This window comes from Nocardiopsis deserti (assembly GCF_008638355.1).
Classification (GTDB): Bacteria; Actinomycetota; Actinomycetes; order Streptosporangiales; family Streptosporangiaceae; genus Nocardiopsis; species Nocardiopsis alborubida.
The window spans coordinates 24,630-37,195 of sequence record NZ_VWVS01000018.1 but is presented as its reverse complement, the minus strand read 5'-3'; the positions used below and the strand labels follow the sequence as shown (position 1 = coordinate 37,195).

Annotated in this window: 12 protein-coding genes and 1 pseudogene; 6 read left to right on the top strand and 7 right to left on the bottom strand. The window is 69.7% G+C overall.

Annotated features, from left to right (window positions below; all coding sequences use genetic code 11):
* Positions 1-73: 73 nt before the first annotated feature.
* On the bottom strand, positions 74-1,441 hold the full coding sequence (locus tag FYW99_RS24105; RefSeq protein WP_223839487.1) for an MFS transporter: 1,368 nt from the start codon (positions 1,439-1,441) through the stop codon (positions 74-76).
* A gap of 236 nt (positions 1,442-1,677) precedes the next feature.
* Here FYW99_RS24105 and FYW99_RS24100 point away from each other — a divergent pair, with 236 nt between their 5' ends.
* Entirely contained in the window at positions 1,678-2,625 is a 948-nt protein-coding gene (locus tag FYW99_RS24100; protein ID WP_190394786.1) for a LysR family transcriptional regulator, read from the top strand.
* Between the two features lie 325 nt (positions 2,626-2,950).
* Here the strand turns inward: FYW99_RS24100 and FYW99_RS33110 are convergent, their stop codons facing one another.
* Positions 2,951-3,904: an IS701 family transposase gene (locus tag FYW99_RS33110; protein WP_150254314.1), complete on the bottom strand. Its 954-nt coding sequence runs from the start codon at positions 3,902-3,904 to the stop codon at positions 2,951-2,953.
* A gap of 126 nt (positions 3,905-4,030) precedes the next feature.
* The gene (locus FYW99_RS24090; protein WP_150254313.1) at positions 4,031-4,411 is read right to left on the bottom strand and encodes a hypothetical protein; all 381 of its coding nucleotides are present in this window, start codon (positions 4,409-4,411) and stop codon (positions 4,031-4,033) included.
* A gap of 113 nt (positions 4,412-4,524) precedes the next feature.
* Here FYW99_RS24090 and FYW99_RS33105 point away from each other — a divergent pair.
* The 3 genes and pseudogenes from FYW99_RS33105 to FYW99_RS24080 form a co-directional block, all read left to right on the top strand.
* A pseudogene (locus FYW99_RS33105) lies at positions 4,525-4,821 on the top strand (hypothetical protein); the annotation flags it as partial.
* A 16-nt stretch (positions 4,822-4,837) separates the two neighbouring features.
* A complete protein-coding gene (locus tag FYW99_RS24085; RefSeq protein WP_150254312.1) occupies positions 4,838-5,038 on the top strand; it encodes a hypothetical protein in 201 nt (66 codons plus the stop codon).
* Positions 5,039-5,115: 77 nt separating this feature from the next.
* Entirely contained in the window at positions 5,116-5,637 is a 522-nt protein-coding gene (locus tag FYW99_RS24080) for a globin (RefSeq protein ID WP_223839462.1), read from the top strand.
* Between the two features lie 58 nt (positions 5,638-5,695).
* Here FYW99_RS24080 and FYW99_RS24075 read toward each other — a convergent pair whose 3' ends face one another.
* Together FYW99_RS24075 and FYW99_RS24070 are read right to left on the bottom strand one after the other, a co-directional pair.
* Positions 5,696-6,139: an acyl-CoA thioesterase gene (locus tag FYW99_RS24075; RefSeq protein WP_150254311.1), complete on the bottom strand. Its 444-nt coding sequence runs from the start codon at positions 6,137-6,139 to the stop codon at positions 5,696-5,698.
* A gap of 135 nt (positions 6,140-6,274) precedes the next feature.
* On the bottom strand, positions 6,275-8,368 hold the full coding sequence (locus FYW99_RS24070; RefSeq protein WP_150254310.1) for a prolyl oligopeptidase family serine peptidase: 2,094 nt from the start codon (positions 8,366-8,368) through the stop codon (positions 6,275-6,277).
* Positions 8,369-8,746: 378 nt separating this feature from the next.
* Here FYW99_RS24070 and FYW99_RS24065 point away from each other — a divergent pair, with 378 nt between their 5' ends.
* Both FYW99_RS24065 and FYW99_RS24060 read left to right on the top strand, forming a co-directional pair.
* Positions 8,747-9,247 carry an HNH endonuclease gene (locus tag FYW99_RS24065; protein WP_017566033.1) on the top strand — a complete coding sequence of 167 codons (501 nt, stop codon included), beginning with the start codon at positions 8,747-8,749 and terminating at the stop codon, positions 9,245-9,247.
* A gap of 93 nt (positions 9,248-9,340) precedes the next feature.
* Entirely contained in the window at positions 9,341-9,544 is a 204-nt protein-coding gene (locus FYW99_RS24060) for an FmdB family zinc ribbon protein (protein WP_097635453.1), read from the top strand.
* A 46-nt stretch (positions 9,545-9,590) separates the two neighbouring features.
* On the opposite strand, the gene ilvD is transcribed toward FYW99_RS24060, so the two are convergent.
* Both ilvD and FYW99_RS24050 read right to left on the bottom strand, forming a co-directional pair.
* Positions 9,591-11,453: a dihydroxy-acid dehydratase gene (gene ilvD, locus FYW99_RS24055; protein WP_150254309.1), complete on the bottom strand. Its 1,863-nt coding sequence runs from the start codon at positions 11,451-11,453 to the stop codon at positions 9,591-9,593.
* Positions 11,454-11,694: 241 nt separating this feature from the next.
* On the bottom strand, positions 11,695-12,480 hold the full coding sequence (locus FYW99_RS24050) for a nuclease-related domain-containing protein (RefSeq protein ID WP_150254405.1): 786 nt from the start codon (positions 12,478-12,480) through the stop codon (positions 11,695-11,697).
* Positions 12,481-12,566: the final 86 nt, after the last annotated feature.

The window sequence follows — 12,566 nt, the reverse complement described above, 5'->3', positions numbered from 1 at the left end:
AGAACGCCCCGACGGTCCTTGTGACCGCCGGGGCGACGTAACGCCAACAGATCCAGGGGCCGCGGCGGGGGACTCAGGCCGGGGCGGTCCGCGCCCGCAGTACGAGCGGCATGAGCATCACCGCGGCCAGAGCCAGGACGAGGTTCACCACCAGGGCGAGGGTGAAGGCGGAGGTATGGATCGCCAGGCCCTCCGCCGTACCCAGGACGGTGAGGAAGACCAGTCCCACCAGTGCCACTCCCAGGGACATGCCGATCTGGGTGGTGGTCTCCACGACGCCGGAGGCCGCCCCCGCCTCGCGTTCGGGAACGTCCTTCAGGACCGCGCCGAAGAGCGGACTCACGCCAAGTCCTTCACCGAACCCGATGGTCGCCAGGGAGGGTACGAGAATCCAGGCGTTGACGTCGGTGCCGAACGCGATCACGCTCCCCAGGAGAGCGGCCGTGCCCAGGGCGTTGACGGCGTAGCCGAGGGTGAGCACCCTCAGTCCCCTGCGTTTTTGCATACGCGGCGCCGTGAGGGAGGCGACCACGAAGGTCGCCGCGAGGGGGGTGAACGTCAGGCCGGCGATCAGGGGCGAGTAGCCGAGACCGTTCTGGAGGTAGAGCGTGAGGATGAAGAACAGGCCGGCGTTGCCCGCGAAGAAGGCCAGCGCCAGGATGTTGCCGGTGGCGAACGTGGGCAGCCTCAGCAGGCCGGGCGGGATCAGCGGGTTCCCCCCGGACCGGCTCACACGTCGCTCCCAGAAGACGAACAGGGCGAACGCCGGTACCGAAGCCGCGAGCACGACCCACAGCCACAGAGGCCAGCCGCTCGTGTGGCCTTCGACCAGGGGGATCGTGAACAGGAGCAGCGCGGAGCTGAGCAGTACGACACCGCGCAGGTCGAGCTTGGGCCTCTCGGTACCGCGGACGGAGGGCAGGAAGGCGAGTGCGCCGATCAGGGTCAGCAGACCGATGGGCAGGTTGATCAGGAAGATCGGACGCCAGGACAGGCCGAAGATGTCGGCGCTGACCAGGATCCCGCCCACGAGCTGACCCGCGATGGAGGCGACGCCGATCGTCGCGCCGAAGATCGCGAACGCTTTGACCTTGGTCTCGTCCGCGAACGAGGTCTGCATGATCGACAGCACCTGCGGATAGAACATGGCGGCGCCCGCCGCTTGCAGCACACGGGCCATGATGAGCGTGGAGGGATCGGGAGCCAGGCCACAGGCGAGCGATGCGGCGGTGAAGACGACGACTCCGCTCACGAACAGTCGCTTGTAACCGAAGATGTCTCCCAGTCTTCCCCCTGTGACGAGAAGGAGACCGTACGCGAGTACGTAGCCGGCCACCGCTAGTTCAACCTGCGCGAAACTAGCGTTGAGGTCGGACCGGATCGAGGGGACGGCGACGTTGACGATGAAAGAGTCCATGATGGAGACGAAGGTCCCCGTCATCACGACCAGAAGGATCCACCGTTGGTGGTTGGCCTTCCGGGACGTCGCGCGTACCGCCTCCCCTGTGTTCGGTGTCAAATCCGATGCCCCGGGTGATGTGGATGTTTCAGACATGCATGCCTCTCTTCGCGTGGAACGCGTATGTCTGGTCGCCCTCCACACTGCTGCGCGCTGGCATGCGGAACAATGACGAGTTGCGTATGGAGCAATAAGCCGAGCCAATACATGGGAGTGTCATGGTCGACCTGCGGGAGATTGAGGCTTTTCTCGCGGTAGCTGATGAGTTGCATTTCGGCCGTGCCGCCGATCGTTTGCAGATCTCCCAGCCACGGACCAGTCAGGTCGTACGGACACTGGAGCGCAGGATCGGTGCGCCGCTGTTCGTCCGTTCGAGCCGCAGAGTGGAGCTCACACCCCTCGGGGAGCAGCTTCGGGGCGAGTTGGAGCCCGCCTATGAGCAGTTGCGCGCGGGGATCAGCCGGGCCAAGGCGTCGGTGCGCGGTGTCGAGGGGCTTCTCAAGGTGGGTTTTCTCGGGACCGCGGCCAACGAGCTGACCCAGAAGATCCTGACCACCTTCCGCGTCCGCCATCCCGCTTGCGAGGTGGCGATGACCGAGACCCACTTCGCCGACCACCTCGGACCGCTGCGCAGAGGAGAGGTCGACATCCTCATCACCAGGCTGCCTGTGGAGGAACCCGACCTGGTCGTGGGGCCCGTGCTCGTGCGCGAACCCCGGGTACTGGCAGTGGGCGCGGATCATCCTTTCGCCGGAAGGGAACAGGTCAGGATGGAGGACCTGGCCCGTGACAAGGTGTTCGCGGTGGCGACGTCGGCGCCCGACTACTGGTGGGACTTCCATGTCCCTCCGGCCACGCCCGGTGGAGCTGTGATCGAACGGGGAGCCCAGGTGGCCACGTTCCAGGAACTTCTGGCGCTGATCGCCAGCGGACAGGGGATCTCGCCGGTCGCGGAGTCGGTGGCCCGCTACTACGGCCGTCCCGACATCGTCTACATCCCGCTCCCCGACGCGCCTGACACGGAGGTGGCGCTGGTATGGCGGGCGGGCGGCCTCACCGCGCGAGCCGAGGCACTGACCCAGGCCGCAGTGGACGTGATCCGTGCCAACGGAGGGCCGGCGGGCGGCCCGGCGGAGGAGAGCAGCGGGGTGTCGGGGACCACCTGAACCGGTGCGGTCCCCGACACGGACTCCAACGCCCGGGGCCGTGGGTCTTGTCGGTCAGCTGATGGGGGGAGGAGGGACTGGTGGACCCCGTGGACGAGATCGTAGACGTAGGCGGCGGAGACCAGGGTCATGTGGTGGTGCCAGCCGGGATAGGAGCGTCCTTCGAACTCACGCAGCCCGTACTCCGCCCCGGCCTGGTTCGAGCTGGGGGATCGGTTGGCCGGTACGCCGCGGAGCGCGGTTTCCAGGGTCTCGGCGACCTCGTGGCGCGGCAGGCCGGTGACCCAGTAGCGCTCACTGCCGGTGCCCTCCACACACGTGCTCCTCAACAGACGGAGCGGTGGCGTCGGGTCGCAGGGACCGGCATCGGCGAACCGGACCGGATACACGAACCCCTCGTGCAGGAGGGCGGATCCGGAACGGATCGAACTTCCCGTCCGCCACAGCGTTCCGCTGCCCGCACGGGAGAGGTGCTCCACCTTGGCCGTACGGCGAGCGGTGGCGGTCCGAACCGGGTGGGTCGGGGAGGCGGTAGCTTCCCGGCCCGCCAGCACCTCCGGTTCATCGGTCGCCGCGATCTCGACCATGAACGTTCTCCGGCGGGCCAGGAGCCCCTGAACGAGGGGGCCGGCATCGGGTGTGCAGTCCTGGTCGACCACGACGGGGGCTCCCGGCAGCCGCCAGTCATGGGTGGCCGTGTCGACCAGGCCCAGGACGTGCGCCCACACGGGGCGCTTGCGGCGTGGCCCGGGATGCGGGCTCGTGCGCGTCTCTCAGGGTTTTGGAGCCACGACCCCGGCAGCAGCAGATGCCAGTCCACCGGTACCGGGTCGGCGTGCCGTTCCGTGGCCAGGTACAGGCCCATCCCCACCTGGCAGTTCACGGTGCGGCCCAGGGAGGGCACGAAACGCCTGGCCACCCCCACGGAATGGGATCCCCGTTTCGGGACAACAGTGTTGTCGGCGATCCATGCTCTGACCCGACAGTGTTGGTGAACGTATGTGGCGAGGGCATGGCGAACTCCGTTCCACTCCCAAGGGCTCTGGTTGATGAACTGTTGCATGGACTGGGTCGTGGTGGCAGAGTGCAGTTCGTCGGAGTCCTCCACTATCCTGCGTATCGTCTTTCTCCCCGGAACCTCCAACAAGCCTCGGAGGTAGACGGGCGCCCACCTTTTCCGGTCGGACCTGGGGAGTGTTCGGAAAGCTTTTGAAATGAACTCTCGGTAAGCTTGTCCTGCGCTGTCCCTGATGGGGTTAATATAATGAGTCGGATCCACGGTTTATAATTCACTCCTTTCCGGGGTGTGTGGAAAGTAATGGTTCCCCGAGTGGGTCGGCGCATGCCTGGCGAGGCAGATCGCCAAGAGGTCCCAGGTTTCCGGGGTTGTTTCGGTACCAGCGGTTCACGCCGCTTCGCGGGGTTCGGCCGCGGCGAGCAGAGCGCGCAACGGGATACCGCTCCATGCAGGGCTGTTACGCAGCTCGTAGACGAGTTCGTGGGCGGCTTTCTGGGTCAGGTCGGCGTTCAGGAGCGGACGATTTTCACGCGGGTCCCGACCGGAGGCGGAAGCGTATCCCCCGCAGAACGCGGAGGAGTGGTGTTCCGCCCACTCCGCGGCCCCGGCCCGGCCGTGGTCGTCGGTTCTCGTGCCCGGTCCGTACAGCGGGTGCGCGGCGGCGTAGTCGAAGGAGCGCAGCATGCTCGCGACATCACGCAGCGGCGAATGGGGCATGCGCCGCTCGTCCAGGGAGGCCGCGGGCTCACCCTCGAAGCCCGCCAGCACCCACTGCTCGGGCGTTCGGATGACCTGGCCCAGGTGCAGGTCGCCGTGGACACGCTGGGCGTACCCAGAACGGCAACACCAACGCCTGCAGCCGGGACAACGCGACCAGTTGGGTGGATTGGGGCCTGGCCGACAGGCGGACCGACCTGTTGCGCCTCACCCGGAGGTGCCTGCGGCCGCGCCGTGAGCATCCGGTGCTGCGGCGCACCCATCACCCCGACGGGCGCACTCCGTCCGGTTGGCCACTACCCGAGGTCAGCTGGCACGGCCGTCGGCCCCACGAACCCGACTGGTCGCCCGGGTCCACCCTGCTCGCCGCACTGCTCTACCAGCGGTCCACGGACGGGGAGCAGGGCGCGGTGTTCGTTGCCGCCAACACCGGTGACCACACCGAGACGGTCGAGCCTCCGGCGCCCCCTGACCCGCATGGTGCTCCAGGTGCGGGACCTGGAGTCCATCGTCCCGGGCGGCGTGCGCTGTCTCGCCTTCGCCCAGCAGCACACCGCTCCGGACCCGGAGACCCTCGTCGAGGGGGCGCGTGAGCAGGTGCGTGAGGCGTTCCGGAACGGGGCCTTCGACCAGGCGGTCCACTTCCTGGAGGAGCGGGTCCTGGCGGGACGGACCTGACCCGGGCGCGTGCGGACGGGAGCTCGCGCCCGTCCGCACCGCTTGTGCGAACGGGGACGTCGCATAATCTGGAGGCGATGACTTCCGCGCGCGATTCCCAGCAGAGCGCGGGCGACGAGCCCGTGCAGATGACGTTCTACGAGGCCGTGGGCGGTGAGGAGACCTTCACCCGCCTGGTCCGCCGCTTCTACGAGGGCGTGGCCGACGACCCCGTGCTGCGGCCCATGTACCCCGAGGAGGACCTCGGCCCCGCCGAGGAGCGCCTGCGCCTCTTCCTCATCCAGTACTGGGGCGGCCCCCGCACCTACAACGAGCAGCGGGGCCACCCCCGGCTGCGCATGCGGCACGTGCCGTTCCGCATCGGCGCCGCCGAGCGCGACCTGTGGCTCAGGCACATGCGCGCCGCCGTGGACTCCCTGGACCTGCACGAGGCCCTGGAGCGCCAGCTCTGGGAGTACATGGTCATGGCCGCGCACAGCATGGTGAACGTGCCCGAGGAGATCACCGCCCCCGAGGTGGCCGACCCGACCCGGGTCTCGGTGTCCGCCAAGGGCGACGACGGGGACGACGGCGAGGCCGTCACCATCTCCCTGAAGTGACGCCTGCTCCCTGAAGTGCCACAGCCGCCGGGACCGGGCCACCCGGTCCCCGCGGCGCTCAGGCGTAGTCGGCGAGGAAGGCGCGCTCGACCTCGTTGAGCCGCCGGGCGCGCTGTGTGGGCACGTCGAAACCGACCAGCACCGTCCTGGCACGCAGGTACACGGTGGCCTCGTCGCGGATCTCGTAGGCCAGCGTGAAGCTGGCGTTGCGCACCTCGGTCACCCACAGCTCCACGCGCACCGGCTCCGACCGGGGCAGCAGCGGGGCCACGTAGTCCGCCTCCTGGCGGGCCACCACCATGGCGCCGAAGACCTCGTCGCCCTCGACGGCGCCGCCGTAGCGCAGGAAGGACACCCGGGCGTCCTCCAGGTAGGTCAGCATCCGCACGTTGTTGACGTGGTGCTGCGGGTCGAGGTCGGCGTAGCGGACCTGCGCGAGGTGCACGTGCCTCCGGGACCCGGCCGACCCGGTGTCGGCGGCTCCGGTCTCGGTCTGTGTCACGTCCGGATCCTCTCGCGCTGTTCTCCTGGGGGCGGGTCCCCTCGATTGTCTCAACGCTTCCCGGGGGAACGGGCGCTCCCCGGTGTCCGACCCCTGTGTTGTTGCTCTCGCGGGGGCGGACACCGGGGTGGGACCTCAGTCCACGGAGAGCCCCAGGTGGTGGGCGAGGAAGGCCAGCTGCTCGGAGTTGAGCGCCACGCTGCGGCTCACCGACCGCGAGCTGTGGCCCACCTCCGACTCCCTGCGCAGCAGGATCGGCCGCTCCTCGGGCGCTGCCGACGTGGCGTGCTGCATCAGCGCGCACAGCTTGCGCGCGTGCAGCGGGTCCACGCGGGTGTCGTTGTCGAACACGGTGAACAGCGTCGCCGGGTAGCGGGTGCCCTCGCGCACGTTGTGGTAGGGCGAGTAGCCCAGCAGCCACCCCAGCTGCTCGGGGTCGTCGGCGGTGCCGTACTCGACGTTCCACAGCTGGCCCAGACCGAACCGCTCGTAGCGGACCATGTCCAGCAGCGGGGCCGAGCAGACCGCGGCGGTGAACAGGTCCGGCCGCTGGGTGACCATGGCCCCCACCAGCAGCCCGCCGTTGCTGCCGCCCATGACGGCCAGGTGTTCGGGGTCGGTCACCCCGGTGGCGACCAGGTGCTCGGCCGCTGCCGCGCAGTCGTCGAAGACGTTCTGCTTGTCGGCGAACATGCCCGCCCGGTGCCACTCCTCCCCCTCCTCCAGGCCGCCGCGCAGGTTGGCGACGGCGTACACTCCGCCCGCGCGCACCCAGGCCAGCGCCACCGCCGAGTAGGCGGGCGTGAGGGAGATGCGAAAGCCCCCGTAGCCGTACAGGACGGTCGGCCGCGGCCCCTCGGCGGGCGCCTGGGGCGCGACCACCAGCATGCGCACGGCCGTGCCGTCCCGGGAGGTGTAGGTGACCTGCTCCACCCGCACGTCGGGCAGGTCGATGTCACCGGGGGCGTCGGCCCACAGCGACACCTCGCCCGAGAGCGCGTTGTAGCGGTACACCGACGAGGGGTGGGTGTTGTCGGTGTAGCCGAACCACGCCTCGTGCCCGCCCTCGGGGCGTTCGACGAGTCCGGCCACGGTGCCCAGACCGGGCATGCCCAACCCGCCCAGGAGCTCGCCGGTGGCCAGGTCGTGCCGGGTGATCTCGCTGACGGCGTGGCGGCTGCGCAGGACCAGCAGCTCGGGTCGCTCCAGCCCGGGGCCGTCCAGGACCGCGTACCCCTCCAGCACCGCCTCGGGGTCCTCCGGGACCAGGGTGGTCCAGTTCCCGTAGCCGGGGTCGGCGGGATCGGCCACGCACAGGCGCCCGCGCGGGGCCTCCCGGTCGGTGAACAGGTACAGGCGCCCGTCCCGGCCCACGTGCGGGTACAGGGAGGCGTCCACGCCCTCCTGGAAGGGGACCAGGCGCGGCGCGTCCAGGTTTCCGTCGGACAGGTCGGCGATCCACGCGTCGGTGGCCGCCGAGGTGCCGCGGTTGGCGAGCAGCACCAGCCAGCGTCCGTCCCGGCTCACGATCGGGGTGAAGTACTCGGTCTTGTCGCGGCCCTCGCCGAAGACCAGGGTGTCCTGGTCGGCGGGGGCGCCCAGGCGGTGCAGGTAGACGCGGCGGTGGTAGCTCTCCTCGCCCTCGGGCACCTGCTCCCGGGGGAGCCGTCGTACGTAGTAGAAGGCGGAGGAGTCGGGCAGCCACGCGATCGGGCTGTACCGGGCCCGCTCGACGGGCCCGTCCACCAGGTCGCCGCTGGCCACGTCCACGACGCGCAGCACCGACTCCTCGTCGCCGCCCTCGGAGAGCTGGTAGGCCAGGAGTTCGCCGGAGTGGTCGGGCTTCCAGGCGTCCAGCGTGGTCAGGCCCTCGGGGTCGAGCGCCCCGGGGTCCACCAGCACACGCTCGGGGCCGTCGCCGTCCTGGACGTAGAGCACGCCGTGCTCCTGCTCGGCGGTGCGCCGGACGAAGAAGCGGCGGTCGCCCCGCCACACGGGCACCCCGACGCTTCCGGCGCCCAGCAGGGACCGCACCTGGTCGGCGAACCAGTTCCGTGCGGTGAACCGCGATGAGACCTCGGTGTACAGGGCGTCCTCCGCGGTAGCCCATTCCTTGGTCTGCGCCGAATCGCCGTCCTCCAGCCAACGGTAGGGGTCACCGACCGTGTGGCCGTGCAGGTTCTCGATGATGTCCAGCCGTGCGGCCGGGGGGTAGCGGAGTTCACGCATACTTCGCACCCTATCCACCGCCATCCACCCGGGTGTGCCCGGCGCGGCGCCAGTGTGAAACGGAGCGCCGTCAGCGCACAATGGAGCCGGGAAAAGGGAGAACACGCGGTTTCTGGGCGGCCCAGCGCAAATTGGGGTGGCGCCGGAGCGGTCCGACCACGCAAACTGAATGCGGGACGCAACTCGGCGGGACCACCGGGAGGTCCGTGTGGCAAGGCGTACGGAACCATCGATCCTCGGATCGGTGCACAGGGAGGTCTCCTGGCTGGCCGATCGGCTGGCCGGGGAGGAGACACGGCCGTCACAGACGACGGCTGGGGCGACGCGATGAGCGCCCGAAGCAGTCGGGAGGGTGGCACAGGGACCGCCCGCCGCCACGTGCTGCTGCTCAACGCCAGCTTCGAACCACTGACGACACTGCCCCTGCGCAGGGCGATCCTGCTCGTCCTGAGAGAGAAGGCGGAGGTCGTCCACCAGGACGACGCGGGCGCGATACTGCACTCGGCGACACGTGCCTACGACGTGCCGTCGGTCATCCGGCTCCGACGCTACATCAGCGTCCCCTACAGCCGCAGAGTGCCCCTCACCAGGGTGGCCCTCATGCGGCGCGACAGGCACACCTGCGGCTACTGCGGGAAGAAGGCCGAGACCATCGACCACGTCATCCCGCGCAGCCGCGGCGGCGCGCACGTGTGGGAGAACGTGGTCGCCGCGTGCAAGCCGTGCAACCACCGCAAGGCCGACAAGTTCCTGGACGAACTCGGCTGGGAGCTGCACGTGACCCCCAAGGTGCCCAAGGGTCCCCACTGGCGTCTGATCAACGGTGACCTCCACGGCGACCCCCAGTGGGAGCCGTACATGGCCCACCTGGCAGCCTGATCCGGCGGAGCCGGGACCTCGCGTCCCACCCGGCGCCGCCGACCCCGACCGACCCCCGGTACACGCGCCGGGGGTCGGTCGTATCCTGACCGCATGCCCAGATACGACTTCCGCTGCCGCGAGTGCGGCGACACCTTCGAGCTCTCCCGTCCGATGGCACAGGCCGGCGACCCGGCGACCTGCCCGCAGGGACACGGCGACACGGTCCGGCTCCTGTCCACCGTGGCGGTGGGCGGACGCGCGTCCGCCCCCGCGCCCTCCGGTGGAGGGTGCTGCGGGGGCGGCTGCTGCTCCTGAGGGGCGGGGGCGGTTCCGCCCCCACCTCCCGGCCTGCTACTTCCTGCTACTTCTCCACCTGGGACACGTCGCGCGCGGCGCCGGTCGAGGCCGAGGTCGCCATGGCCGCGTAGGCGCGCAGCGCCGCGGTCACCGGCCGCTGGCGGTCACGCGGCTTGAACCGGCCCAGTTCCTTGAGCAGGCGCTCGCGGCGCGTGTCGAGCTCCTCCGCGGAGACCTCCAGCACGATGCCCCGGTTGGGGATGTCGATGCTGATGACGTCGCCGTCCTCCACCAGTGCGATGTCACCGCCCGCGGCGGCCTCGGGGGAGGCGTGGCCGATGGACAGCCCCGACGTGCCGCCGGAGAAGCGGCCGTCGGTGATGAGCGCGCAGGCCTTGCCCAGGCCGCGGCCCTTGAGGAAGCTCGTCGGGTACAGCATCTCCTGCATGCCCGGGCCGCCCTTGGGGCCCTCGTAGCGGATGACCACCACGTCACCGGGCTCGATCTGCTTGTTGAGGATGCCGTCGACGGCGTCCTCCTGGGACTCGAACACCTTGGCGGGTCCGGAGAAGGTCCACAGCTCCTCCTCCACGCCCGCGGTCTTGACGATCGCGCCGTCCGGGGCGAGGTTGCCGAACAGCACCGCCAGCCCGCCGTCCTTGGTGTAGGCGTGCTCGACGGAGCGGATGCAGCCCTTCTCCCGGTCGGTGTCCAGGGTGTCCCAGCGGACGCTCTGCGAGTAGGCCTTCGTGGTGCGCCTTCCGCCGGGGGCGGCGTGGAACAGCTCCAGGGCCTCGGGCGAGACGGTGTCGGAGGCGATGTCCCACTCGGAGAGGAACTCACCGATCGTCTTGCCGTGCACCGTGGGCAGGGAGGTGTCCAGCAGGCCGCCGCGGGCCAGCTCGCCCAGGATGGAGGGGATGCCGCCCGCCCGGTGCACGTCCTCGATGTGGTACTTCTCAGTGTTCGGCGCGACCTTGCACAGGCACGGCACCCGGCGCGAGACCGCGTCGATCTCGGGCAGGCCGAAGCCGACACCCGCCTCGGTGGCGGCGGCCAGAAGGTGCAGGATCGTGTTGGTGGAGCCGCCCATGGCCACGTCCAGGGCCATGGCGTTGCCGAAGGCCTCGGGGGTGGCGATGGACAGCGGCAGCACGGAGGCGTCGTCGTCCTCGTAGTAGCGCTTGGCGGCCTCCACGACCAGGCGTCCGGCGTCCTCGTACAGGGCGCGGCGGGCGGTGTGGGTGGCCAGCACGGTGCCGTTGCCGGGCAGGGCCAGGCCGATCGCCTCGGTGAGGCAGTTCATCGAGTTGGCGGTGAACATGCCCGAGCAGGAGCCGCAGGTCGGGCAGGCGGCCTCCTCCATCTCGTCCAGTTCGGCCTGGGAGACGCTCTCGTCCGCCGCGGCGATCATGGGGTTGATCAGGTCCAGCTTGCGCACGGTGGTGGCGGTGCCCTCGACCACCGTGACCTTGCCCGCCTCCATGGGGCCGCCGGAGACGAACACCGTGGGGATGTTCAGGCGCAGCGCGGCCAGCAGCATGCCGGGCGTGATCTTGTCGCAGTTGGACACGCACACCAGGGCGTCGGCGCAGTGGGCGTTGACCATGTACTCGACCGAGTCGGCGATCAGCTCGCGGCTGGGCAGGGAGTAGAGCATGCCGCCGTGGCCCATGGCGATGCCGTCGTCCACGGCGATGGAGTTGAACTCGCGGGGGACGCCGCCCGCCTCGCGGATGGCGTTGGCGACGACCTCGGCCACCTCGCGCAGGTGGACGTGGCCCGGGACGAACTCGGTGAAGCTGTTGGCCACGGCCACGATGGGCTTGCCGAAGTCCTCGCGCTCCACACCGGTGGCGCGCATGAGGGCGCGCGCGCCGGCCATGTTCCTGCCGTGGGTGACGGTGCGTGAGCGTAGGGCTGGCATGGGGTGGGCTCCCATCGTTGCGGGTGTTTCCCCTCGATGGTAGTCCTTCGCCGTACCGGTCTGGTCTCGTACTGGAAGACGGGCTATCCGGATCGTGAGACGACCGTGGTGGGAGAGTCGGGTGCGGGCCGGTTCGCGGCCGGGGCGGGGGAGCGAGAAGGCCCTGGACACAGGAGGGCCCGGGTGCCACGGAGCTGTGGTCCGTCCCGGGCCGGAGCTGTGTCAGGGGGGTGGGAGCGTCTCAGTACCTGGGCGGCAGGGCCTTCAGCGCGGCCTGGTAGATCTCCTCGATCTCCTTCTCGGTCAGGCGGTCCCGGCCGCTGCGCAGCCACTTGCGGACCTTGGTGCCGGTGATGATGTCCACGCCCCGCAGCCGGTGGCTGTCCCAGGGCATGCCGGGGCCGTAGATGGCCAGCGACGCGCGCACCTTGATCTCGCGCCCCAGTTCGGAGCTGATCAGGTCCTGCGCCCGCTTGGCCTCCTCCAGGGCCTCGTCGATGCGCTCGTTCTTGCTGAACCGCCCGTGGTAGAGCTTCTCCAGCTTGTTGCGCAGCGGAAGCCGCTTGTCCCACGACTCGGAGTCGATGGCGAACGCGCCCCGTCGGCCCACGATGAAGTGGTCGATCTGGCCGTTGCCGCCAGGCACCGCGCGCGCGTGCAGGACGCGGTAGCCGAGCTGCTTCATCACCTTGAGCTGTGCCTCGGTCTTGCGCTGGGCCGCCGAGGGCTTGCGCCAGCGCGGGATCTCCGACTCGCGCCGGGAGGCGTACACCATGATCCCGGCCAGGGTGAGGACGCCGAAGGTGACGCCGGTCCTCCAGTCGGTGGTGAGCAGGCCGACCAGGACGGCCACCACGGTGGCGACGCCGCCGCGTACCACCCACCTGCGGGCGGTCTGGTTGGACCGCAGGGCGCCGTAGACCGCCTTGCCGCCCGAGGTGCCCTTCTTTTTTCTCTGGTTGGGGAAAAAGAGGGATTCGGGCCTTTCGCGGTCCGGTCCCTCGGACGATGGAGTGGAGCCGTTCACTCTGGTAGCCGATTTCACGTCGGACAGGTTAGTTCGATCCATATCCGAGTCCTAGTGCATTACTTCTCACACTTTTCTATCCCCTG